The sequence below is a fragment of the Agrobacterium sp. rho-13.3 genome (assembly GCF_033957765.2).
Taxonomy (GTDB): Bacteria; Pseudomonadota; Alphaproteobacteria; order Rhizobiales; family Rhizobiaceae; genus Agrobacterium.
The window spans coordinates 1,502,747-1,525,444 of the sequence record NZ_CP192774.1 but is presented as its reverse complement, the minus strand read 5'-3'; the positions used below and the strand labels follow the sequence as shown (position 1 = coordinate 1,525,444).

Below are 22,698 nucleotides of genomic sequence, written 5' to 3'. Positions count from 1 at the left end.
GCTGTCATGGATAATTCAAACAGCGCACCGCCTTCAGAGCCGGTATTCCGCAAGGAAACCGGGCTGAAGCATCTTTTCGCCGCGGCGAGATACTCGTCCCAAGGGCTGACACGGCTGTGGAAAGAAGCAGCGTTTCGCCATGAGGTTCTGGCATTCGGGGCAGGGCTGGTGCTGCTCGGCGTTATCGGCGCGCCGGTGCCGCATTATCTTATCTTTGCCGTGCTGATGCTGTTGCTGTTTGCGGTGGAAGCTTTGAACACGGCGATCGAAGAAATCGTCGACCGTGTTTCGCCCGAGTTTTCCTCCGCAGCCCGCAACGCCAAGGATTTGGGTTCGTTTGCGGTGTTCTGTCTGCTGCTGGCCAATGGCGGTTTTGTGCTCTACTCGCTGGTCAGCACGCTGTTCTTTTCGGCCACAGTTCTTTAAGCGAACGACCGTTTGCGCGGCTGAACCAGTTGCACATCTTCCACGGCGGGAATGCTTTGCAGAACCCGCTTTGCAGGCAAAATGGCGATGACTTCGGTGCCTTCGCGCAATTTGGATTTCAGCATGAACTGACCATCATGCTTGGCCAGAATGGCCTGAACGATGGGCAGGCCAAGGCCGGTTCCCTGTTCTGCGCTTTTGATGGCGATGGAGCCTTGCCCGAAAGCCGACAGAACGATCGGAATTTCCTCTTCCGGAATGCCGGGGCCGTTGTCCTTGATGGACACATATTGCCCGCCGCCCGCCGTCCAGCCCGCCTTGATGAAGATTTCGCCGCCTTGGGGCGTGAACTTCACCGCGTTGGACAGAAGATTGAGAATGACCTGCCGTATCGATTTCTCATCGGCCCAGACATGCGGCAGGGTGTTTTCGAATTGCTGTGAAATACGAATATTCTTGGCCCGCGCACGAAGCTGGATCATGCCGACGCAATCCTCGGCAATTTCCAGAAGCGCGATGGCTTCTTCGTGCAGATCGTAACGACCGGCCTCGATGCGGGAAAGGTCGAGGATTTCATTGATCAGATCGAGAAGATGCTGGCCGGAACGATGAATATCGCCGGAATACTCTTTATAGAGGGGATTGTTGAGCGGCCCCAGAACCTCGCCCGCCATAACCTCTGAAAAGCCGAGAATGGCGTTGAGAGGCGTGCGCAATTCATGGGACATGGAGGCCAGAAAACGGGACTTGGCCATATTGGCTTCTTCGGCACGGCGGCGTGCTTCATCCGACATGGATTTTGCCACTTCCAGCTCGGCAATCAGATCGTCCTTTTCCGATTGGTAGGACAGGAGCTTGATGCTGGAATGATAAAGCCGTTTGGTGACGTGATGGCAAAACAGCATCGCCATGGAAAACATCAGCGCAAGGCCGATATCCATGGGGTTTCGGGAAAGAACGGCCGTCACGCTCAGCGCCATCAGCACCGGCAGAAACGTCATCAGCGTTGCGCGCCGCAGCAGGAAGTTCACCGTTGCCGTAATCGACAGGGCGATCAGCAGCGTCGCACCCTTGTAGAACATAATGAGCGATGCATCGCCCGGTTCTATTTTCTGGATCGCGAACAACACCCATACGAGGCCGATGATGATCTGTGTCGCGAGGAATATGCTGTGCCATCTGGAGAGATTGGCGGCGTTGAGTTCCTGCCGTGATGCCTTTCGGGCAAAAAACAGGGCCAGCGCGTGGGCGGTCAAGGCCAGCACAGACCAGCCGACAACCTGTGGATCGCGGCTGATATAAATGCCGACGCCTGTTGCCAAAACGATAAACAGAGGCATGATCGTTGCGCTCTGTAACGTCTCGGCAATGTGCATTTGCAGCATGTCGCGCTCAAACACACCTGTTCCGACCGGACCATATTGCAGCCGTTCGCGCGTCGACTTCACCGTCTCGAACACGGCCTTGTTGCGGCGCGTCCGGGACCGGTCGACGATGTTCTTGTCGGTAGTGGTGCTAGCGCTCTTACTCATTGACACAACGCGAATGATCTAAAGGCTTGCAGCTTAATATCAAAATCTTAAGAAGATGCTGCCGTTAAACGATTTGTTTGCCATTTATAAAAAGGGTTTGTTCTCACATGAGACGAAAGTCAGGCAAGCCGTTCCGGCTGGTGAAAGACGGCGCTATCTTCGTTGCGCTGCTGATTTTGGGAACGCTGATCGCAGCGCGGCTGGATGGCATGAACCAGCAACGGTTTTCCGGGCAGTTTATCGCGGTGGATGGTGACACGATTGCTTATGACCGCGAGCGCTTTCGCCTGATCGGCATCGATGCGCCTGAGTTGAAACAGACCTGTGTACGGCAGGGGGGCGAATGGCCCTGTGGTGCACAGGCGAAGGAGCAGCTGAAAACGCTGCTTCAGACAGGCGTTGTCGAGTGTTTTGGCAGCGAGCACGACAAATACAGACGGCTTTTGGTGCGCTGTTCCGCTGGCGGACGGGATATTGCCGCCGACATGGTGGCGGCTGGATATGCCGTGACGACGGAATATTTCCTGTTTTCGCAGGAACAGGCCGCAGCGAAAGACCAGCGCTCAGGAATATGGTCTGGCACATTCGAGCAACCAAGAGAGTGGCGACGTGAACATAAAGCCGCCGACATGGATGTGCCGCTGACGGGCATGGTCAGTCTGGTTCGCCAAATTCTTGGATGGTAGGGTTGCCGGCATGATGGCCAAGACAGTGCAGTATGAGGATGAGATAGCGCGGTTGCGAACCAGCATTGCGCAATGTCGTATCTGTCGCGATGCGCCGCTGAAAGGTGAGGCGGATCGCCTGCCGCATGAGCCGCGACCTGTGGCTGTTATCTCGACCAAGGCGAAAATACTGATCGCGGGACAGGCGCCGGGTTTGCGGGTCCATGACAGCGGACTGCCGTTCAACGATGCGTCGGGCAACCGCCTACGAAATTGGCTGAATGTCAGCCGCGAGACGTTTTACGATCCGGATAAGTTTGCCATCGTGCCGATGGGTTTCTGTTTTCCCGGTTACGACGCGAAGGGCAGCGATCTGCCGCCTCGGCGGGAGTGCGCGCCGCGCTGGCGCGACAGCGTGATGCAGGCCATGCCGCAGGTCGAGCTTGTTCTGGCTATCGGCCACTATGCGCAAACATGGCATTTGGGGCAGCGTCGCATGAAGACCATGACGGAAACGGTGGAGAACTGGCGCAGCTACTTACAGACCAATCAGGGTGTCCCGGTTCTTCCCCTGCCGCATCCCAGCTGGCGCAATACGGGTTGGTTGAAGAAAAACCCTTGGTTTGAGGAGTATTTGCTTCCAGTGCTTCGTCAGAATGTGGAAAGGCTGTTATTCTGAAACAAATTTCTTTTTTTCTGATTTATTTAGTGTAGATAGAGGAAAATAATTCTGGAGGGTAGAAGTTTGGACCGCCTCGACCGTAAAATACTGCGCATTCTGCAAGAAGACTCCACATTGGCCGTCGCTGACCTTGCCAAGAAGGTCGGCCTTTCCACGACGCCGTGCTGGCGCCGTATTCAGAAGATGGAAGAAGACGGCGTTATCCGTCGTCGCGTCGCCATTCTGGACGCAGGCAAAGTCAACACCAAGGTTACGGTCTTCGTCTCCATTCGCACCGCATCGCACTCGATCGAGTGGCTGAAGCGTTTCTCCGAAGTCGTTTCCGAATTTCCGGAAGTCGTCGAGTTCTACCGCATGAGCGGTGATGTCGATTACCTGCTGCGTGTCGTTGTGCCTGACATCGCCGCCTACGATGCCTTCTACAAGCGCATGATCGCCAAGATCGAAATCCGCGACGTGTCTTCTGCTTTCGCGATGGAGCAGATCAAATACACCACGGAACTGCCGCTGGATTATATGTTGCTGGACAATCCCAAGTCCGGTGAGGATTGAGAACAAGGGCGCACCGCAAGGGGCGCCTTTTTAATGTCGTGAATAGAGATTCATGACACTGTCATCCCGGACTTGATCCGGGATCCAGCGCGATCAAGTCCTTGATCGCAGAAGAGTATTTCCGTTGCGCAGACGCACAACGACTGGATGCCGGGTCGAGCCCGGCATGACGGAGGGTTTTCGGCTCTTCAGTGAGCGCCGAGCATCAACCCTTGAATTTCGCAATCACCAGATGGCCCGGTGTCGGGTGTCCGTCCTGCATACGAACGTTGATATCCGTCACTTCCACGACATCGAAACCCGTCGCAGCAAGGCGTTCACGCACGTAGGTTTCCGAATGGGCGAAACGCTGGTGTGGGCCGACCATGTAGGGGCGACCGGCCATGACATCATCGGGCAGGGTTTCCGACGAGAAGATGAACAGGCCACCTTCGACGATATTTTCCGCAGCACCGAAGAAGATTGGCTCCAGCGCGCCGAGATAGGGCAGCACGTCCGTTGCCGTGATCAGATCGAATGCGTCGTCGTCATTGTCTTCCAGAAAATCTTCGACTTCGGCGACGTAAAGCGTTTCGTAGATTTCCTTTTCATGGGCAATTTCGACCATGTTTTCAGAAATATCGATGCCGGTGATGTCGTCGGCCATGTCGCGCAGCGCTTCGCCGGTCAGGCCGGTGCCGCAACCGAGATCGAGCACGCGTTTGAACGGACCGAGTTGCAGCGTTTGCAGGCGCTGGCGCACGACCATGGGCACGGCGTAACCAAGCTGCTCGACAAGAATATCCTCGAAGTCGTCCGCCTGCTGGTCAAACAACGTTGCGACATAGGCATCCGGCGCCTTGGGCGGAGCCTCGCCGCGACCCATCGATGCGATACGCACGGCGGCGCCACCATGGTCTTCCGGGTCGATCACCAGAACCTCTTCGTAAGCCTTTACAGCCGCGTCGATATTCCCTGCTTTTTCCAGCGCAAGAGCGCGGTTATAGGCCTCGGCAAGCGCTTCTTCATCGATCTTCTGGTTCTTGGTCATGGTCGTGCATCCGGCTTTGCTTCAAATTCGAAGCCTGTTTAGAGCCTTTCCGGGTCAAATGGAACAGTTCTGCCGGGCATATTTTCAACAGGATCAGCGCTGATTGGCTCGACCGTACCTTTGGGTATGCTCTTCACCGATCAGCTCTGCCGTGCCAAAAATCTGCTCCGACAGAACAGCTCCATTTGGCCCGGAAAGGCTCTTCGCCGAAATGCCGCCAGGTGCAATCCTTGTTTTGTCAGTGCAGAATGAACTCTCCCTTCAGGGAGCGCCATTCCTGCGCTGAAATCAGTTGCCGATGGACGTAGCGGACCGAGTGCAACGGGCCGTCCAGTTTCTCCTGCCAGAATTTGAGGAAACCGTGCATTTCCGGAAAATCCGGCGCCAGATCGTAATTCTGCCAGAGGTAGGTTTGCAGGACCACTGGATGGTCCGGCATACGGTAGAAAATCTCGGCGGTGGTCACGCCATAGCCTTTCAGCATCATTTCCATGTCTTTGTTCATGGCGGTTGCTCCCGTTCTCATTGGTCGCCGATACCACAAAAGGTATCGTTGACTATGGGAGCATGACATGGTTAACCGAACCTTGCCAATGGGCCTCAATGTCACAAAATAGTTATATTTTTCAGTCTGTTAGCATCCGTCTTGTGTGAGTGCTGCCAGCTTGCTCTATCTGTTGAGGTGGCGTGTCAGACGCGCTTCCAGCCATGCCCAGATGTGACGCAGCAGTTCCACGATGGTGAGGTAGAAAATCGCTGCCCAGAGATAGGTCTGGTAGTCGAAGGTGCGCGAGAAGGCGTAGCGGGTCTGGCCCATGAGGTCATAGACCGTGACGATGGACACGACCGCCGAGCCTTTGATCATCAGAATGATTTCGTTGCCATAGGGGCGCAGCGCGACGATGAGTGCTTGCGGCAGAATGACTTTCCAGAAGGTAACGGCTTTTGGCAGCCCAAGCGATGCGGCACCCTCATGCTGGGTTCGCGGGACGCTCTGGAGCGCGCCGCGCAGAATTTCGGCCTGATAGGCGGCGGTGTTGAGTGTCAGCGAAAACAGGCCGCAATACCAGGCTTCGCGGAAGAACCACCACAAACCGACGGCTTCCAGTTCCGGGCGGAAACTGCCTAGCCCGTAATAGATGAGGAACAGCTGTGCCAGCAGCGGCGTGCTTCGAAACACATAGACGTAAGCATAGGCGAGCGCGCCAAAAACGCGATTTGCCGACATGCGGGCAAACGCGATGGGCAGAGACAGCACCGCGCCGAGTATGATCGACGTGCCGACCAGCGTTATGGTGGTGATCAATCCATCGATATAACGCGGGCCGTAACGGGTGAACTTGTCCCAGTTCCAACCCGCGATGATGGAGTAGATCAGTCCTATCGCAAGCAGCAGCCAGAGGCCACTCACGGCATAGCCTGCGATTTTGGAAGCCGAGAGAGGCTTTGCCACGGTTGGCGGGGCCGGGCGTGCGGGGATGAGATGTTCGATATGGCTCATCGTTGAACCTCCGAACGGCGCGCCCAGCGATCGATGAACCCAAGGCCGAAGGACGAGATAAGCGCCAGAATAAGGTAGAGCAGGCAGGCTATGCCGTAAAAGAAGAAGGCTTCCTTGCTGACGCGGGCTGCGATGCCCGTCTGGCGCAGAATATCCGACAGGCCGATGATGGACACGTAGGACGTATCTTTCAGCAGGATCATCCAGAGGTTCGTCAGGCCGGGCAGGGCAATGCGCACCAGTTGCGGCAATACGATAAGCACCATCGTTTGGGTGCGCGACAGGCCAAGCGCGTCGCCCGCCTCATATTGTCCTTTTGGAATGGCACGAAAGGCAGAGAGCAGAACCTCGGCGGCATAGGAAGAAAATACCACCGAAAGGGCGATCATGCCGGAGAAGAAGGCGTTGATTTCAATCGGCCCGGTGATGCCGACATAGCTTCCGGCAGACTGCAACAGCATCTGAATGCCGTAATAGACGATGAAGAGTGTCAGCAGTTCCGGCAGGCCGCGGAAAATCGTGGTGTAGATGCCAGCGGCAAGGCGCAGCGATTTTTCTCTCGACTGCGCGGCCAGCGCAATCATGAAACCGATGGTCAGGCCCACCGGCAGCGTGGCCAACGCCACGGAGATGGTGACTTTGACGCCGAATGCGATCTCATCGCCCCAGCCGGTATCTCCACAAGCAACGAGTGTCCCATTGCCAAACAGGGAGAAAATGCCAACCGGCCCACAAAAAGGATCTAAAAGATGAGTGAGGTAAGCCCAGAACGAACCTACGGCGGAAAATGCTCCGCTCATGCCAATTTCCCCTGCGGTCTTTGCCGCCAATTCCGTATTGTTTTATTATCTTGTTCTCAAACAAAAATGGCGGAAGGGCAAGCCTTCCGCCACAATATTTCAACAGATCGATCGCTTACTGGCCGTAAACGTCGAAATCGAAGTACTTGTCGTTGATTGTCTTGTATTTTCCGTTGGCGCGGATGGCGGCAATCGCTGTGCTGAACTTGTCGGCAAGAGCCGTGTCACCCTTGCGAACTGCGATGCCGGCACCATTGCCGTTGATTTCAGGATCGAGCTTCAGCGGCGCAAGGATCTTGCAGCACTTGCCAGCATCCGACTTCACCCACTCGGACAGGACAACGATATCGTCGATGACGCCATCGATACGACCATTGGTGATATCGAGCTTGTATTCATCGGCGGTCGGATAAAGCTTCAGTTGGGAATCAGCCAGATGCTTTTCGGCGTAGTTGGCATGGGTGGTGGAACCCTGCGCGCCGAGCGTCTTGCCCTTCAAATCCTCGATGGTCTTGATCGGGCTGTCCTTCGCGACCGCGACGGCGGGTGGCGTGTTGTAATATTTCTTCGAGAAATCAACCTTCTCCAAACGCTCTGGCGTAATGGACATGGAAGCGATGATCGCGTCGAACTTCTTGGCCTGAAGGGCCGGGATGATGCCGTCCCAATCATTGGTAACGAAGGTGCATTCAGCCTTCATTTCTTCACAGAGCGCCTTGGCGATATCGATATCGAAGCCGGTCAAGGTGCCGTCTGCTTCAAGATTGTTGAAGGGCGGGTAGGCGCCTTCCGTGCCGATAACGATCTTATCCTGTGCCAGCGCGGCACCGGAGAAAAGCGACATCGCGGCAATCGATGCAGCAGCGAGCAGACGGGTGGAAATACGCATTTCGATCCTCTCTTTCGGCGTGTCTTCCGCACGGTTTGTTTGTTTTTTCCGGGCGGTGATTTTTACGTGTCTCGCCGGTTACTGGATGGCCGGGCGGACACGCTGGAGCGGATAGTCTTATCCTTCTTTCATAAATGCAACCCTATTCGTTTCGCAGCGCAATGCGCGCCACAATAAGTTCATGAAAACGCCCAGATTTGTTCATTTGCGGTACAGACCGGCTTGGTCATGATGGGAACAAGACTGTGGTTCAGGCGTTGTTCACCGCCTGCATGTGCAGACCGTTTTTCAGTTAGGCCGCGATACAAGCGGTACAAGACGATTTTTGGTGAGGAAGTACGATGCTCAAGAAAAACAAGCTGCTGACAGGGGTGGTCTTTCCGCTGATGTCGATTGCGATTGCGGTTGACCCTGCGTTTGCGGCGTCTGTTGCAGGCACGAACCAGATGGAGCGTGCGGCAATAAGTTCCAACGTTTTGATGGCGCAAGCCGAGCCTTCGGCTGAGGAACTGCTGAAGAAGCAGCGCAAGGAGCCGGAGCCGCAGGCCGAACAGCCCAAGGCACAACAACCCAAGGCGGAGCAGCGTCAGGAAGAGGCACCGCGCCCACGCCGTGAAGCTGCGCCAGAAGCAGCGCCCGAGCCTCAGAAAGAACCGCAGCAACAGCGCCCTCGTCGTGAGGCTGCACCGGAAGCTGCGCCTGAGCAGCAGCAACGTCCGCGCCGCGAAGCCGCACCAGAGGCCGCGCCCGAACCTCAAAAAGAACCGCAACAGCAGCGCCCACGCCGCGACGCAAAGCCGGATGCAGCGCCTGCCGAGGCAAATCCAGAGCAGCAGCCTGAAAAGCCACGCCGTCCGCAGCGCGACCAGCAGCCTGCCGCTGAAGGCGAGCAGCGCCCGGCGCGTCCACAACGCACGGAAGCCCAGCCGGATGCAGCACCGGCCGAGGCAAAGCCGGAACAGCAGCCCGAAACACCACGCCGCCCGCAGCGCGACCAGAAGCCGGCCGCCGCTGAGGAAGCACAGCCACCAGCCCGCGCACAGGACAAGCAGCCTGCCGCTGGCGAACCTGCGGCTGAAAAGCCCGCAGCCGTTCCTGAAAAGAAGCCTGCCGCGCCAGAACCAGACACCAAGAAGGCGCCTGTTCCTGCTGAGTCACCAGCACCCGGCAAACCACCCGCACCGAAAGAGCAGCCCAACCCTGCGCCTGGCCAGCAGCCTTCCGAACAGCAGCGCCCACCGCGCGGCCAGAGCGGAGAGCAGCAGCCGGCTGTGCCAAACGCACCGACACCAGCCCCAGAGGATGGCAAGGCCACAGGACAAGCACCTGCCGGTGAGCCGGTGCCGGACCAGATAGCTGCGCCGCAGCAGGAAGCTGCACCGTCGACGAAAGAGCAGTTAGACAAGGCCCGCGCCGTGGCGAAAGACCCATCCAAGTCAGCCGACACGGTTATTCTGCCGGTCGACAAGGGTGCCGCGGTTCTGGACAGCGACAAGGAAGCCGAACGTTCCGGCAACCAGCAGTCCCGTGATCAGCGTCGCCAGGAGCGCGAAGCTGTGAAGGACTTCAAGGTTCCGACCTCGGATGCCGAAGCACAGGCCGCACCACGCGGTCAGGCTCCCGCTCCGCAGATCAACATTCAGGCGATCACCACCATTCAGGGCGAACGCATCGATCGTCGCCCCGAATATGAGCGCCCGGAAGGTGTGCGTGAATGGCAGCCGCGTGATTTCCCACGCGGCGACAATCGCAACCGTGATGGCCGTGATCGTGAGCCGGGAGATCGCATCTTCCTGCAGTTCGGTGATCGCGTCGTCGTGCGGGGAGACGATAACGATCGCTTCATTCGCGACGGTGCCGAGCCTTATTACGAGCGTCTGCCAGAAGGCCGCGTTCGTGAAACCATCGAGCGTCGTGATGGCACACAGGTCGTTACCATCCGCAACCGTTACGGCGATGTGATCCAGCGTTCGCGCATCGATGATCGCGGTCGTGAATATGTGCTGTTCTATGCACCGGAACTGGTGGATGAGCCGGACCGTGAATATGTGTACCGCGATCCGGGCCTTGACCTGCCGCCGATGCGCCTGCGTATCCCGGTTCGTGATTACATCATCGACACATCGAGCGACCCGGACCGCGATTATTACCGCTTCCTCGAACAGCCTCCGGTCGAGCCTGTCGAGCGTGTCTACTCGCTGGATGAAGTGCGTTATTCCGCCCGTATTCGTGACAAGGTACGCCGTATCGACCTTGATACCATCACCTTTGCCACGGGCAGCGCGGAAATCCCGATGAGCCAGGCTCAGTCGCTGCGCAAAGTGGCCGATGCCATGAACAAGGTGCTGAAAAACAATCCGGCTGAAACCTTCCTGATCGAAGGTCACACGGATGCTGTCGGCTCGGATGAAAGCAACCTCGTCCTCTCGGACGAACGCGCTGCCTCCGTCGCCAATGTCCTGACGGATGTGTATGGCATTCCGCCGGAAAACTTTGCGACGCAGGGCTATGGCGAACGCTTCCTCAAGGTCCAGACACTCGATGCCTCACAGGAAAACCGCCGCGTCACGATCCGTCGTGTCACGCCGCTGGTGAAACCGGTTGCCCAAAGATAATCTCGGTTGATCACATAAAAATGGCCCGGAAACCTATGGTTTCCGGGCCATTTTCGTTCAAGATTTTGCCGGTTTAAGCCAGCGCAACCGCAATCTCTGCCGCCAAGCGGGCATTGTTGCGCACCAGCGCAATATTCGTATCAAGGCTGCGCCCTTCGGTGATTTCGAAGATTTTGGACAGGAGGTAAGGCGTCACGGCCTTACCGCTGATCTCGTCTTCTTCGGCATGGGAAAGGGCGCGTGTGATGTAGACTTCCATCTCCTCGCGCGAAATCTCGTCTTCTTCGGGAACGGGATTGGCAATCAACATGCCGCCGTCGATGCCAAGCTGCTCGCGTGTCGTCTGGAAGTTGGCGATGGCAGCCGGGCTGTTCAGCGAAAGTGGGCTGGGCAGGCCGGAGGCACGGGACCAGAAGGCCGGGAATTCTGTCGATCCGAAGGTGACGACCGGCACGCCGTTCGTTTCCAGTACTTCCAGCGTTTTGGGAACATCGAGAATGGCTTTTGCGCCAGCGCAGACCACGATCACGCCGGTTCTGGCAAGCTCTGTCAGGTCGGCGGAAATATCGAAGCTTTGCTCCGCGCCGCGATGCACGCCGCCAATGCCACCCGTTGCGAAGACCTTGATGCCGGCATGTTCGGCAGCAATCATGGTGGCGGCAACGGTGGTTGCGCCCGTGCGGCGTTCTGCGATGGCAAAGGCGATATCGGCGCGGGACACCTTCATCGCATCCGTCGTCTGGGCCAATGCTTCGAGCTGATGTTTTTCAAGGCCGATGTGCAGCGTGCCGTGAATGACGGCGATCGTGGCAGGAACCGCGCCCTGATCACGAATGATCTGTTCCACGCTTTCAGCCATCTGGATATTGCCGGGATAGGGCATTCCATGAGTGATGATGGTGGATTCGAGCGCCACGATGGGCGCGCCGCGCTGTTTTGCTGCGGCAACTTCATCTGAGTAAGCGATGGGCAAAAGGGGGGCTAAGGGTTTTGTCATTGTCTTTTCCGAGTTTATTTAAACGATGTCTTCACAACATTTCAGCGGCAGGCACAAGGGCCAGCATGGCCTCCAGCGTCTCGCCGCTCAGTTCCGGTGCCGTGGCAAACGTCGATTGCACGGTAATTGCCGCTGCCGCCGCGCCATGCGCAAGCGCCTGCGTGATGGGCTTGCCGTCGGCAATCGCCGCCAGATAACCCGACGCCATCGCATCTCCCGCGCCGGTGACATCCTTCACGGCCTCGATCAATGGCGGGTGCAGAATGGCGGTTTCATGCTGCGAGAAGGCGACAACCCGCCGCGCTCCACTGGTGATGACGCCGCCGCGAAGGCCAAGTGCGCGCAGGTGCTGCGGCCAGTCCTCTACGGTCTCGACATTTGCGCCGGTCAGCGCCCGCGCCTCCGCTTCATTCATGAAGAGCATATGGATGTCGGGCAGGGCGGCTTTCAGCCTGATGGCTTTGGCGGGCGAGATGGCGATGGCCGCCAAAATCTTCCCGCAGATGCGCGCCGCGGTGCCGATTGCCCGCAGTGTGTCTTCCGGCAGGTTGGCATCGCACAAGATAATGTCGCTGGCCATGATCGCCTCGCGCACCGCCCGCACCCGCAGGCGGCGGGGCGTAAACAGCTTGTAGAGGTCCATATCGGCAATGGCGATGACCAGATTTCCATCCCGCTCCAGAATGGCGGTGTAGCTGGGCGTGCTTCGATCCAGAAAGGTGAAGGGCGCGTCTTCGACGCCCGCCTCACGCGCTGCCGCCGAAACGATCTCGCCATTGGCATCGCCGCCACGCGGGGCAATGATTTTGACCTTGAAACCGAGACGCGAGAGATTGCGGGCTGCGTTGAAACCGCCACCACCTGCTTCTTCCATCCAATAGCCGGGATTGCTGGACCCCGCCACGGTTTCGGTCTCGATCATGCCGCGCCGGTCTATATGCGCGCCGCCCAGAACGAGTATTTTTTTCACTGCGAACTTTCCCTCTTCAGATCGGTCAAAGACATGTCGATTCGTGCCAGTCTGGTGTTTTCGACGTTATCGCATCCCCTGTTTTTCCCACATCTTTAAAAGAAAAACAAAAGTAGAACAAAGGACTTATCCCTATTTGTTTTCAATATCATGCCACGCGCTTGTGTGATGAGAACAAATAAAGTACAAACCGAACAGACAGAGCTTCGTTGCCTGCGCGGCTTCAATAACCTAAAGGTGGTTCCAGATGGCACAAAATTCTTTGCGTCTTGTAGAGGACAAAACGGTGGATAAAAGCAAGGCACTGGAAGCGGCGCTCTCCCAGATCGAACGTTCGTTCGGCAAGGGATCAATCATGAAGCTCGGTTCCAATGAAACTATCGTCGAAGTTGAAACCATTTCGACAGGCTCACTCAGTCTGGATGTGGCTCTCGGTATTGGCGGTCTGCCAAAAGGCCGTATCATTGAAATTTATGGACCAGAAAGCTCTGGTAAAACAACACTCGCGCTGCAAACCATTGCAGAAGCGCAGAAAAAGGGTGGCATTTGCGCCTTTGTTGATGCCGAACACGCACTTGACCCGGTCTATGCCCGCAAGCTCGGCGTCGATCTGCACAATCTTTTGATCTCGCAGCCCGACACGGGTGAGCAGGCGCTTGAAATCACCGACACGCTGGTACGGTCTGGCGCTGTCGACGTGCTGGTTATCGACTCGGTGGCAGCTTTGACGCCGCGTGCGGAAATCGAAGGCGATATGGGCGACAGCCTGCCGGGTCTTCAGGCGCGTTTGATGAGCCAGGCGCTGCGCAAGCTGACGGCGTCCATTTCCAAGTCGAAGACCATGGTGATCTTCATCAACCAGATCCGCATGAAGATCGGTATTTCCTACGGTTCTCCGGAAGTGACGACCGGCGGTAACGCGCTGAAGTTCTACGCTTCGGTTCGTCTGGACATTCGCCGCATCGGCGCGGTCAAGGATCGCGAAGAAATCGTCGGCAACCAGACGCGCGTTAAGGTCGTCAAGAACAAGATGGCTCCTCCCTTCAAGCAGGTCGAATTCGACATCATGTATGGCGAAGGCGTATCCAAGACCGGCGAACTGGTCGATCTGGGCGTGAAGGCCGGTTTGGTCGAGAAGGCGGGTGCGTGGTTCTCTTACAACAGCCAGCGTCTGGGGCAGGGCCGCGAGAACGCGAAAACCTTCCTCAAGGAAAATCCAGCCGTGGCGGAAGAGATCGAACTGGCATTGCGCCAGAACGCCGGACTGATCGCTGAAAAATTCCTCCAGAATGGTGGTCCTGAGGCTGATTCTGACGGTGTCGATCCCGACTCGTAAGACAGTATTGCCGGAGGTTATTTCCGGCAATATTTCAAGGTTTGAACGTTCAAGGCCGTGCGATCTCTTTCGTGCGGCCTTATTTGTGCTGTCGCGCGGCGCACTTTGGCTGGACAGGCAGGGTGGCGAACGATAAAAGCCAGTGATTTTTACGTTATGACCGCGTGAGTTCGCGGAAATGAAGGACTTCGTATGAGCGGTGTAAATGAAATCCGGTCGACCTTCCTCGACTACTTCAAGAAGAACGGCCACGAAATTGTGCCCTCCAGCCCGCTGGTGCCGCGCAACGACCCGACATTGATGTTTACCAATGCGGGCATGGTGCAGTTCAAGAACGTTTTCACCGGACTTGAAAGCCGTCCTTACTCCACAGCCGCGTCGTCGCAGAAATGCGTGCGTGCCGGTGGCAAGCATAACGACCTGGATAATGTCGGCTACACCGCCCGCCACCATACCTTCTTCGAAATGCTGGGTAACTTTTCCTTCGGCGATTATTTCAAGGAAGAGGCGATCACCCACGCCTGGAACCTGATCACCAAGGAATTCGGTATCGACAAGAACCGCCTGTTGGTGACCGTCTATCATACGGATGACGAGGCCTTCGACCTCTGGAAGAAGATTGCCGGTTTCTCAGATGACCGCATCATTCGCATTCCCACCAGCGATAATTTCTGGGCCATGGGCGACACCGGCCCCTGTGGTCCGTGCTCGGAAATCTTCTATGACCACGGCGATCACATCTGGGGTGGCCCTCCCGGTTCTGCCGATGAAGACGGTGACCGTTTCATCGAAATCTGGAACCTCGTTTTCATGCAATATGAGCAGGTAACGAAGGAAGAGCGCATCAATCTGCCGCGCCCATCCATCGATACCGGCATGGGTCTTGAGCGCATTTCCGCGCTGCTTCAGGGCAAGCATGACAATTACGACACCGACCTGTTCCGTGCGCTGATTTCGGCATCTGTCGAGGCAACCGGTGTTCCGGCGGAAGGTGCAAACCGCGCCAGCCACCGCATCATTGCAGACCATCTGCGGTCCACGGCGTTCCTCATCGCCGATGGCGTTTTGCCATCCAGTGAAGGTCGCGGTTACGTTCTGCGCCGCATCATGCGCCGCGCCATGCGCCATGCTGAATTGCTGGGTTCGCGCGAGCCTTTGATCTGGAAACTGCTGCCTGCGCTCATCCAGCAGATGGGCCGTGCCTATCCTGAACTGGTGCGTGCGGAAGCGCTGATTTCCGAAACGCTGAAGCTGGAAGAAACCCGTTTTCGCAAGACGCTGCAACGCGGTCTTTCTCTGCTGTCGGATGCGACGTCCACGCTTCACAAGGGTGATATGCTGGACGGCGAAACCGCCTTCAAGCTTTACGACACCTACGGCTTCCCGCTCGATCTGACGCAGGACGCATTGCGCGCCCGCGAAATCGGCGTCGATATTTCCGGCTTCACGGATGCCATGCAGCGTCAGAAGGCAGAAGCTCGTTCGCATTGGGCAGGCTCCGGCGACAAGGCAACCGAAACCATCTGGTTCGAACTCAAGGAAAAGCACGGCGCGTCCGAATTCCTCGGTTACGACACGGAAACGGCAGAAGGCGTTGTTCTGGCCATCGTCAAGGACGGCAAATCTGTCGATAGTGCCACGGATGGCGACAACGTGCAGATCATCGTCAACCAGACGCCTTTTTACGGTGAGTCCGGTGGCCAGATGGGCGATACGGGCGTCATCTCGTCCGATGACGGTTCCTTTGCGGTGTCTGATACGCACAAGAAGGGCGAAGGCCTGTTCGTGCATGTTGGTGCGGTGTCCAAGGGCGGCATCAAGGTCGGTGACGAGGTTCAGCTGACGGTCGATCATAACCGCCGCTCGCGCCTGCGCGCCAACCACTCGGCCACGCACCTGTTGCATGAAGCGCTTCGGGAAGTTCTCGGCACCCACGTCGCCCAGAAGGGGTCGCTGGTTGCACCAGAACGCCTGCGTTTCGACGTGTCGCATCCCAAGCCGATGTCAGCGGAAGAGCTGAAAATCGTCGAGGACATGGCAAACGAAATCATCGTGCAAAATTCGCCTGTCGTCACCCGCCTGATGAGCGTGGATGATGCCATTGCCGAGGGCGCTATGGCGCTGTTTGGCGAGAAATACGGCGATGAAGTGCGCGTTGTGTCCATGGGCACCGGCATTCACGGCGCCAAGGCCAACCGTCCTTATTCCGTCGAGCTTTGCGGCGGCACACATGTGTCGGCAACGGGCCAGATCGGTCTCGTGCGGGTTCTGGGCGAAAGCGCCGTCGGTGCTGGCGTTCGTCGCATCGAAGCCGTGACCGGACCGGGCGCTTTGGCTTACCTTGCAGAGCAGGATGAGCGCGTGAAGGCGCTGGCGTCCTCGCTGAAAGTTCAGCCCGCCGAAGTTCTTTCGCGTGTCGAAACGCTGCTGGATGAGCGCAAGAAGCTGGAGCGCGAACTGACCGATGCCCGTCGCAAGCTTGCCATGGGTGGTGCTTCCGCGGAAGGCTCGAGCGGCGATGTGAAGGAGATTGGCGGCGTGAAGTTCCTGGCCAAGTCGCTTGCCGGCATTGATGCGAAGGACTTGAAGAGCCTTGCCGATGAAGCCAAGACCGGCCTCGGCTCCGGCGTCGTGTTGCTGATTGCCGTGTCTGAAGATGGCAAGGCCAGCGCCGTTGCTGCCGTGACCGAAGACCTGACCTCGCGGTTCAGCGCCGTCGATCTGGTTCGCACCGCATCTGCTGCCCTCGGCGGCAAGGGCGGCGGCGGTCGCCCTGATATGGCGCAGGCCGGTGGCCCCGATGGCGCAAAAGCAGACGAAGCGATTGAGGCGGTTGCCGCAACGCTGGCTGCTTGAGCCGCAAACATATAATCAAAACAAAGGCGGGCATTGCCCGCCTTTTTCGTTTTCAGCTCGCCGCTTTTAAGTCTTTGGCGGCTTCCTCATCAATCTGATTGGCGCGCTTATAGGCCGGGCGGTCACTGATGTGGCTCAAGTAATCCACGAAATGCTGGCGTTTTTCGATGGAGCCGAAATGCATTCCCCAGCCGAGGTGCGAGGCAATGTAAACATCGGCGGCGGTGAAGTAATCGCCTGCCACGAAGCGGTTTTCGCTGACCGCGTATTCCAGCGTGTTCATCACATCGGCATAGGAACCGCAGCCTGCCATGCGCAGCTTGTCCGGGGTGATTTCAAAACCCATCGCCTTGTTGGACACGGCCATTTCCAGCGGACCCGCCGCGAAGAACAGCCAGCGATAATAAAGGCCGCGATTTTTGATCGGCGGGGCGAGGTTGGCACCCGGAAAAGCATCCGCAAGGTAAGCGCAGATCGCGGCGCATTCCGTCACGACAGTGTCGCCGTGTTTGATGGCGGGCACTTTGCCCATGGGGTTGATGGATCGATAGGCGTGAGATTTCATCTCGCTGCCGAAATCCAAAATCTCCGTTTTGTACGGCACGCCAATCTCTTCCAGCATCCAGCGTGCAATGCGCCCGCGAGACATCGGGTTGGTATAAAGCGTCAGGTCACTCATGGTTTTCCTCCCTAGAGCATTTTTAGCAAAAGTGCGAAGCGGTTTTGCGCCCAGATAATGCGTAAAAACAAATAGATAGAGCGTCCTTTGTGCGTCCGAAAGGACGCATGGCGCTCTAAGTCTGGTGTTTGGAACGCGTTTTCCTGAAATTTGCGCCTGCCATGCGACGTAATCAAGACAATGCTTCATTGCCACAAGAAAACCCGGCGCGATGGCCGGGTCGCCTTGTCAACATCTGATGTCGGCCGATCATACGGCCCTTGTCAGTGTGGGTTCAGCCCTTCACGGCCTTCAACGTTGCACTGCAAAGGCTCCAGTAACCGCCGCCTTTCTGGATCCATTTGAGATCATTCAGCGTGCCCGCGTCCTTGTTGACATGATAGGAATCGACACAGGTTTTCATGCGGGCTTTGCCGGGCGTTTCAGTCGCGTATTTCTTGTCCACGGCCTTGGGGAAGGTTACACCCTTGGGCGCGGCCATCGCTGGCTTGTCCGGTTCTTTGTCGGGGGTGGAGGCCACGTCTTTTTCGTCTGCGGCTTCGGCTGCGGCCGTATCTGCACCGCAGAACTTGGCGCGGAAATCATTCCACTTCATATCTTTGGCAGTGCCGTCGGCTTTGCCCGCCTGATATTTCGTGCTGCATTCTTTCATGGTCAACGCAGAAGCGGGGGATGCAAGTATGAAACCTGCCATCAATGCACCGCCGGCTGCGAGTAGAAGCTTTGTAGACATTGGACTGCCCCTCTTTATGAAATGCCTCTCTGGATGAAGTCTGGGTGGATGATCGCCGCTCAGGACGGAAGAACGCCATCGGGGCTGGCCTTGTCGATTGCCTTCGGCAAATGCTCGGCAAGGATTTGTGGCAGCTGGTCGATATCAACCCCGAAGGATTGTGCCAGACTGCGCAATTGCTCTGAAGACAATGCTGCTCTGATTTGATCAGCGGAAACGGGGAGGTTGCTGCCCGTGCCGATCCATGAGGAGACCTGTTCGCCAAGGCCCGCTCGGTTCAGCTGATCGGTTATGCCTTGCAGGCCACCGGCATTTTGAAAAAGTTGACCGGCGATGGCGGCCAGATTGATTGGCTTTCCACTCAGGGCATCACTGACGATACTTCCAAGTCCATCCAAAAGTCCCATGATAACCACCCCGTAAAAGAGTATGTATTACACGTTCAGGTACTTTTTGTTCGTCGCTACATTACCAGTTCATAACATTGCTGTCACGAGCAATTGTATGGGCCGTGAGGTGGCGCGTTGTTGCGCTCATGGCAAAAAAATACCCGCATCGGTGATGCGGGTATTTTTCATTCAGTACGGGCAAATGGCCGATCAGGCAGACATTGCCACTTTCAGGTTTTCATCGATCTTGTCGAGGAAAGCCGTTGTGGAGAGCCAAGGCTGATCTGGTCCGATCAGCAGTGCCAGATCCTTTGTCATGTAGCCGGATTCGACCGTGTCGACGCAGACGGTTTCCAGCGTGGCGGCGAACTTTGCGAGGTCCGCATTGTCGTCCAGCTTGGCGCGGTGTGCGAGGCCACGTGTCCATGCGAAGATCGACGCGATGGAGTTGGTCGAGGTTTCCTGACCCTTCTGATGCTGGCGGTAGTGACGTGTCACTGTGCCGTGTGCAGCTTCAGCTTCAACCGTGCGGCCATCTGGCGACAGAAGAACGGATGTCATCAGGCCGAGCGAACCGAAGCCCTGCGCAACCGTGTCCGACTGTACGTCGCCGTCGTAGTTCTTGCACGCCCAGACATAACCGCCCGACCACTTCAGAGCAGAGGCAACCATGTCGTCGATCAGGCGGTGTTCATAGGTGATGCCGACTTCGTCGAACTTCGCCTTGAATTCGGCCTGATAGATTTCTTCGAAGATGTCCTTGAAGCGACCGTCATAAGCCTTGAGGATGGTGTTCTTGGTGGACAGGTAAACCGGCCACTTGCGCATCAGGCCATAGTTCATGGAAGCGCGCGCGAATTCGCGGATCGACTCGTCAAGGTTATACATGGCCAGTGCAACGCCGGCGCCGGGCGCGTCGTACACTTCCTTTTCGATAACCTGACCGTCTTCACCAACGAACTTGATGGACAGCTTGCCCTTGCCGGGGAACTTGAAATCGGTTGCCTTGTACTGGTCGCCGAAAGCGTGACGGCCAACAACGATTGGCTTTGTCCAGCCTGGAACGAGGCGCGGCACGTTCGTGCAGATGATCGGCTCGCGGAAAATAACGCCACCCAGAATGTTGCGGATCGTGCCGTTCGGGCTCTTCCACATCTGTTTCAGGTTGAATTCCTTGACGCGGTCTTCATCCGGCGTAATCGTTGCGCACTTGATGCCAACGCCGTGCTTCTTGATGGCGTGAGCAGCATCGACCGTTACCTGGTCGTTGGTAGCATCGCGGTTTTCAACGGAAAGATCGTAGTACTCGATATCGAGATCGAGGTATGGCAGGATCAGCTTGTCCTTGATAAGCTGCCAGATGATACGGGTCATTTCGTCGCCGTCGAGATCGACGACCGGATTGGCTACCTTGATCTTTGTCATGAATTCCTCACCTTCGAGAACGATTGCGCCATGTGGCGCCATATGCGGAAAATATCCCGTCGCGCTATAGCATCGCGAGCGCCGAAGGCAAAGCCATGTCCGAGCTTTTTTGGTCTTTCTAAAACACGCCGAAACGCATTGCCAAAACACATTCCGCAATTACAGTCTGGCGAATCGCTTACGTTGGGTAAGCTCTCTTCAGGACACCGTCATGCGGAAAATTCTGCTCGCCACCGCCGCCATTCTTATCTCCAGCAGTGCCTTTGCGGCAGACCCGACCGAGCCGGTTAAAAAGGTGATGGATATCACCGTCAAGAACTGGTCGGGGGAGGCGGACGACTGGAAATATATTCTGGACGAGGATTTGCTGACCACGCTGTTCAGCAAGGAATTTGCCGCCCAATATCGCGAAGCGTCCAAGAAGCCTGCCTATGAAGCGGAAAATGGCGATAAGGGTGATCCTTTCGGTTACGATGTCATCACCAACTCGCAGGATGGTTGCCCGTTGCAGGATGTTGAAATCGCCGCTGCACCGCCCAAAGACGGTGTGAGCGACGTGACCGTGAAGTTCAAGCTGTGGGCCTGCATGGACGAAGCCGAAATGAAGGCGAGTGTCGATCAGGTGAATTTCGATGTCATTACCGAAGACGGAAAGCCCGTGATCAAGGACATTCACCGGGTGGGGGATGAGGGCCGTGATTCCCTGCTTCAAGAGATGGCAAACATCATCAAGGGCGAATAAGCGGGCTTTTGCCGCGCCTGCCTTTGATTTGTCCTGAAATCTGTGCCAGTGAAGCCCGAAAAATCGGAAGGCGAATATGGCAGGTACAAACAGCGAGCTTGAGCTTCTGGCAGAAGGTCCGGCGATTATTCTTGTCGAACCCCAGCTGGGTGAAAACATCGGCATGGTGGCGCGGGCTATGGCCAATTTCGGATTGGCCGAGCTGCGGCTCGTCAATCCTCGCGATGGCTGGCCGAACGAGAAGGCGCGTTCTGCTGCCTCCAAGGCCGATCACGTCATCGATAATACCCGCGTTTTCGCGACCATCGAAGAAGCGACAGCAGATCTGCAATTCACCTATGCCACGACAGCGCGGGAGCGTTATGGCTTCAAGCCGGTGCGTGCGCCTGTCACGGCTGCGGAAACGCTGCGCACGAAGTTTGCGGCAGGCGAGAGAACCGGAATTCTGTTCGGCCGCGAGCGTTGGGGTCTAACCAATGAAGAAGTGGCATTGGCGGACGAGATCGTGACGTTTCCAGTCAATCCGGCCTTTGCTTCGCTTAACATTGCCCAGGCTGTGCTGTTGATGTCCTATGAGTGGATGAAATCCGGCATGGATGATCTGACCCAAACGCTGTTTGAGCCGCTTGAGCAGAAACAAGCCACCAAAGAGCAGCTTTACGGCCTCTTCGAGCAGTTGGAAGAGGCGCTGGATGCGCGTGGTTATTTCCGCCCGGAAGGCAAGAAACAGCGGATGATCGAAAATCTGCGTGCCGTACTGTCTCGGCGGGCGCTGACCTCGCAGGAAATCAGCGTTTTGCGTGGTGTGTTCGGCACATTCGACAAATACGGACGGCAGACACCACGCGGCAGCAATGGCCCTTATGCCGACGGGAGCAATGCGCAAGATGACGGCGATAACGCTTAATCCCACACAGCAAACATTGAGGCCGGTGCTGGTTTTCGACAGCGGCATCGGCGGCCTGACCGTGCTGCGGGAGGCGAGGGTGCTGATGCCGGAACGCGGCTTCATCTACATTGCCGACGACGCCGGTTTCCCCTATGGCGGCTGGGAAGAGGACGCGCTTCGGGCGCGCATTCTGGCGCTGTTTGCGCAGCTGCTGGACACCTACCAGCCGGAAATCTGCATCATTGCCTGCAACACGGCGTTCACGCTGGCTGGCGCGGATTTACGGGCCAAATTTCCCGACATGACCTTCGTGGGCACTGTTCCCGCCATCAAGCCAGCGGCAGAGCGCACACGCTCCGGCCTCGTTTCCGTTCTGGCGACCCCCGGCACGGTGAAGCGCGCCTATACGCGGGATCTCATTCAGTCCTTTGCCTCGCAATGCCATGTGCGGCTGGTGGGATCGGAAAATCTGGCGCGCATGGCCGAGGCTTGGATCAGGGGAGAGCCGATTTCGGATGACGCAGTTCTGGCGGAAATCTCGCCGTGCTTCATTGAAGATCAGGGCAAGCGCACGGACATCGTCGTGCTGGCCTGCACCCATTATCCTTTTATGGTCAACATCTTCCGCAGATTGGCCCCTTGGCCGGTCGATTGGCTGGATCCGGCAGAAGCCATTGCCCGCCAGGCGCGGCGGAAGGTGGAGTTGGTGCAGGGCGCGGAACATCCTGACGGTTTCGACTTTGCCGTTTTCACCTCCGGTCAGCCTAACTTTACCACACGCCGACTGATGCAAGGTTTTGGACTGAAAATGTCCGCCTCGGCACCCTGACTGTTGCATATTTGCATCGCGCCCACATCTCTAATGCAATTCGAGATTGAGTGTGTTGCGCTGGCCTAAAATCCGTGTCACAAAAGTCAAGCTCGTAACTCAAACATTGGAGGCGTGAAATGATGACATTTATGAACCGACGCCCCTCTGGCGCAGCGCAA

Annotated in this window: 22 protein-coding genes; 10 read left to right on the top strand and 12 right to left on the bottom strand. The window is 57.0% G+C overall.

Annotation, left to right across the window (positions count from 1 at the left end; all coding sequences use genetic code 11):
• Positions 1-6: 6 nt before the first annotated feature.
• Entirely contained in the window at positions 7-426 is a 420-nt protein-coding gene (locus tag RMR16_RS07605; RefSeq protein WP_320201662.1) for a diacylglycerol kinase, read from the top strand.
• Here RMR16_RS07605 and RMR16_RS07600 read toward each other — a convergent pair.
• Positions 423-1,958 (bottom strand): sensor histidine kinase, encoded by a 1,536-nt coding sequence (locus tag RMR16_RS07600; RefSeq protein ID WP_320201663.1) that lies wholly within the window; start codon positions 1,956-1,958, stop codon positions 423-425. The two genes, RMR16_RS07605 and RMR16_RS07600, sit on opposite strands and share 4 nt — an antisense overlap.
• A gap of 107 nt (positions 1,959-2,065) precedes the next feature.
• Between RMR16_RS07600 and RMR16_RS07595 the strand changes: the two genes are divergently transcribed.
• From RMR16_RS07595 to RMR16_RS07585, 3 genes are all read left to right on the top strand, one after another.
• Entirely contained in the window at positions 2,066-2,644 is a 579-nt protein-coding gene (locus tag RMR16_RS07595; protein ID WP_320201664.1) for a thermonuclease family protein, read from the top strand.
• 10 nt (positions 2,645-2,654) lie between these two features.
• Positions 2,655-3,302, top strand: coding sequence for a uracil-DNA glycosylase family protein (locus tag RMR16_RS07590; RefSeq protein ID WP_320201665.1), 648 nt, complete (start codon positions 2,655-2,657; stop codon positions 3,300-3,302).
• Between the two features lie 66 nt (positions 3,303-3,368).
• Positions 3,369-3,857, top strand: coding sequence for an Lrp/AsnC family transcriptional regulator (locus RMR16_RS07585; protein WP_320201666.1), 489 nt, complete (start codon positions 3,369-3,371; stop codon positions 3,855-3,857).
• Positions 3,858-4,062: 205 nt separating this feature from the next.
• Here the strand turns inward: RMR16_RS07585 and RMR16_RS07580 are convergent, their stop codons facing one another.
• The 5 genes from RMR16_RS07580 to RMR16_RS07560 form a co-directional block, all read right to left on the bottom strand.
• Positions 4,063-4,887 (bottom strand): class I SAM-dependent methyltransferase, encoded by an 825-nt coding sequence (locus RMR16_RS07580; protein WP_320201667.1) that lies wholly within the window; start codon positions 4,885-4,887, stop codon positions 4,063-4,065.
• 238 nt (positions 4,888-5,125) lie between these two features.
• The gene (locus RMR16_RS07575) at positions 5,126-5,392 is read right to left on the bottom strand and encodes an usg protein (RefSeq protein ID WP_320201668.1); all 267 of its coding nucleotides are present in this window, start codon (positions 5,390-5,392) and stop codon (positions 5,126-5,128) included.
• 165 nt (positions 5,393-5,557) lie between these two features.
• Positions 5,558-6,388 carry an ABC transporter permease gene (locus tag RMR16_RS07570; RefSeq protein ID WP_320201669.1) on the bottom strand — a complete coding sequence of 277 codons (831 nt, stop codon included), beginning with the start codon at positions 6,386-6,388 and terminating at the stop codon, positions 5,558-5,560.
• Positions 6,385-7,188 carry an ABC transporter permease gene (locus tag RMR16_RS07565; protein ID WP_320201670.1) on the bottom strand — a complete coding sequence of 268 codons (804 nt, stop codon included), beginning with the start codon at positions 7,186-7,188 and terminating at the stop codon, positions 6,385-6,387. The genes RMR16_RS07570 and RMR16_RS07565 overlap by 4 nt, the downstream gene beginning before the upstream one ends.
• 115 nt (positions 7,189-7,303) lie before the next feature.
• A complete protein-coding gene (locus RMR16_RS07560) occupies positions 7,304-8,077 on the bottom strand; it encodes an ABC transporter substrate-binding protein (RefSeq protein WP_320201671.1) in 774 nt (257 codons plus the stop codon).
• 341 nt (positions 8,078-8,418) lie between these two features.
• Between RMR16_RS07560 and RMR16_RS07555 the strand changes: the two genes are divergently transcribed.
• Positions 8,419-10,692 carry an OmpA family protein gene (locus RMR16_RS07555; RefSeq protein WP_320201672.1) on the top strand — a complete coding sequence of 758 codons (2,274 nt, stop codon included), beginning with the start codon at positions 8,419-8,421 and terminating at the stop codon, positions 10,690-10,692.
• 73 nt (positions 10,693-10,765) lie between these two features.
• Here RMR16_RS07555 and RMR16_RS07550 read toward each other — a convergent pair whose 3' ends face one another.
• Together RMR16_RS07550 and RMR16_RS07545 are read right to left on the bottom strand one after the other, a co-directional pair.
• Complete coding sequence (locus RMR16_RS07550) at positions 10,766-11,689, bottom strand: pseudouridine-5'-phosphate glycosidase (protein WP_320201673.1); 924 nt, start codon at positions 11,687-11,689, stop codon at positions 10,766-10,768.
• Positions 11,690-11,720: 31 nt separating this feature from the next.
• Positions 11,721-12,659: a carbohydrate kinase family protein gene (locus RMR16_RS07545; protein WP_320201674.1), complete on the bottom strand. Its 939-nt coding sequence runs from the start codon at positions 12,657-12,659 to the stop codon at positions 11,721-11,723.
• Positions 12,660-12,906: 247 nt separating this feature from the next.
• Between RMR16_RS07545 and recA the strand changes: the two genes are divergently transcribed.
• Positions 12,907-13,995, top strand: a complete 1,089-nt coding sequence (recA, locus tag RMR16_RS07540; RefSeq protein WP_320201675.1) for a recombinase RecA — start codon at positions 12,907-12,909, stop codon at positions 13,993-13,995.
• A gap of 192 nt (positions 13,996-14,187) precedes the next feature.
• A complete protein-coding gene (gene alaS / locus RMR16_RS07535; RefSeq protein ID WP_320201676.1) occupies positions 14,188-16,851 on the top strand; it encodes an alanine--tRNA ligase in 2,664 nt (887 codons plus the stop codon).
• Positions 16,852-16,903: 52 nt separating this feature from the next.
• On the opposite strand, the gene RMR16_RS07530 is transcribed toward alaS, so the two are convergent.
• From RMR16_RS07530 to RMR16_RS07515, 4 genes are all read right to left on the bottom strand, one after another.
• Positions 16,904-17,530 (bottom strand): glutathione S-transferase family protein, encoded by a 627-nt coding sequence (locus tag RMR16_RS07530; protein WP_320201677.1) that lies wholly within the window; start codon positions 17,528-17,530, stop codon positions 16,904-16,906.
• Between the two features lie 274 nt (positions 17,531-17,804).
• A complete protein-coding gene (locus tag RMR16_RS07525; RefSeq protein WP_320201678.1) occupies positions 17,805-18,263 on the bottom strand; it encodes a hypothetical protein in 459 nt (152 codons plus the stop codon).
• Between the two features lie 59 nt (positions 18,264-18,322).
• The gene (locus RMR16_RS07520) at positions 18,323-18,670 is read right to left on the bottom strand and encodes a YidB family protein (RefSeq protein WP_320201679.1); all 348 of its coding nucleotides are present in this window, start codon (positions 18,668-18,670) and stop codon (positions 18,323-18,325) included.
• Between the two features lie 192 nt (positions 18,671-18,862).
• Positions 18,863-20,077 carry an NADP-dependent isocitrate dehydrogenase gene (locus RMR16_RS07515; protein ID WP_320201680.1) on the bottom strand — a complete coding sequence of 405 codons (1,215 nt, stop codon included), beginning with the start codon at positions 20,075-20,077 and terminating at the stop codon, positions 18,863-18,865.
• A gap of 211 nt (positions 20,078-20,288) precedes the next feature.
• Here RMR16_RS07515 and RMR16_RS07510 point away from each other — a divergent pair, with 211 nt between their 5' ends.
• From RMR16_RS07510 to murI, 3 genes are all read left to right on the top strand, one after another.
• Positions 20,289-20,819 carry a hypothetical protein gene (locus RMR16_RS07510; protein WP_320201681.1) on the top strand — a complete coding sequence of 177 codons (531 nt, stop codon included), beginning with the start codon at positions 20,289-20,291 and terminating at the stop codon, positions 20,817-20,819.
• A 76-nt stretch (positions 20,820-20,895) separates the two neighbouring features.
• Positions 20,896-21,726 (top strand): RNA methyltransferase, encoded by an 831-nt coding sequence (locus RMR16_RS07505; protein WP_320201682.1) that lies wholly within the window; start codon positions 20,896-20,898, stop codon positions 21,724-21,726.
• Positions 21,707-22,537 (top strand): glutamate racemase, encoded by an 831-nt coding sequence (gene murI, locus RMR16_RS07500; RefSeq protein ID WP_320201683.1) that lies wholly within the window; start codon positions 21,707-21,709, stop codon positions 22,535-22,537. Before RMR16_RS07505 ends, murI begins: the two co-directional genes overlap by 20 nt.
• The last annotated feature ends 161 nt before the right edge of the window (positions 22,538-22,698 follow it).

Bases quoted from the DNA above. Each gene is read 5' to 3' on its own strand.
- RMR16_RS07600 (WP_320201663.1), bottom strand. From the start codon at position 1,958: ATGAGTAAGAGCGCTAGCACCACTACCGACAAGAACATCGTCGACCGG.
- RMR16_RS07575 (WP_320201668.1), bottom strand. From the start codon at position 5,392: ATGAACAAAGACATGGAAATGATGCTGAAAGGCTATGGCGTGACCACC.
- RMR16_RS07560 (WP_320201671.1), bottom strand. From the start codon at position 8,077: ATGCGTATTTCCACCCGTCTGCTCGCTGCTGCATCGATTGCCGCGATG.
- RMR16_RS07505 (WP_320201682.1), top strand. From the start codon at position 20,896: ATGGCAGGTACAAACAGCGAGCTTGAGCTTCTGGCAGAAGGTCCGGCG.
- RMR16_RS07525 (WP_320201678.1), bottom strand. From the start codon at position 18,263: ATGTCTACAAAGCTTCTACTCGCAGCCGGCGGTGCATTGATGGCAGGT.
- alaS (WP_320201676.1), top strand. From the start codon at position 14,188: ATGAGCGGTGTAAATGAAATCCGGTCGACCTTCCTCGACTACTTCAAG.
- RMR16_RS07520 (WP_320201679.1), bottom strand. From the start codon at position 18,670: ATGGGACTTTTGGATGGACTTGGAAGTATCGTCAGTGATGCCCTGAGT.
- RMR16_RS07555 (WP_320201672.1), top strand. From the start codon at position 8,419: ATGCTCAAGAAAAACAAGCTGCTGACAGGGGTGGTCTTTCCGCTGATG.
- RMR16_RS07515 (WP_320201680.1), bottom strand. From the start codon at position 20,077: ATGACAAAGATCAAGGTAGCCAATCCGGTCGTCGATCTCGACGGCGAC.
- recA (WP_320201675.1), top strand. From the start codon at position 12,907: ATGGCACAAAATTCTTTGCGTCTTGTAGAGGACAAAACGGTGGATAAA.
- RMR16_RS07595 (WP_320201664.1), top strand. From the start codon at position 2,066: ATGAGACGAAAGTCAGGCAAGCCGTTCCGGCTGGTGAAAGACGGCGCT.
- RMR16_RS07550 (WP_320201673.1), bottom strand. From the start codon at position 11,689: ATGACAAAACCCTTAGCCCCCCTTTTGCCCATCGCTTACTCAGATGAA.
- RMR16_RS07565 (WP_320201670.1), bottom strand. From the start codon at position 7,188: ATGAGCGGAGCATTTTCCGCCGTAGGTTCGTTCTGGGCTTACCTCACT.
- RMR16_RS07530 (WP_320201677.1), bottom strand. From the start codon at position 17,530: ATGAGTGACCTGACGCTTTATACCAACCCGATGTCTCGCGGGCGCATT.
- RMR16_RS07590 (WP_320201665.1), top strand. From the start codon at position 2,655: ATGATGGCCAAGACAGTGCAGTATGAGGATGAGATAGCGCGGTTGCGA.
- RMR16_RS07570 (WP_320201669.1), bottom strand. From the start codon at position 6,388: ATGAGCCATATCGAACATCTCATCCCCGCACGCCCGGCCCCGCCAACC.
- RMR16_RS07605 (WP_320201662.1), top strand. From the start codon at position 7: ATGGATAATTCAAACAGCGCACCGCCTTCAGAGCCGGTATTCCGCAAG.
- RMR16_RS07580 (WP_320201667.1), bottom strand. From the start codon at position 4,887: ATGACCAAGAACCAGAAGATCGATGAAGAAGCGCTTGCCGAGGCCTAT.
- RMR16_RS07510 (WP_320201681.1), top strand. From the start codon at position 20,289: ATGCGGAAAATTCTGCTCGCCACCGCCGCCATTCTTATCTCCAGCAGT.
- murI (WP_320201683.1), top strand. From the start codon at position 21,707: ATGACGGCGATAACGCTTAATCCCACACAGCAAACATTGAGGCCGGTG.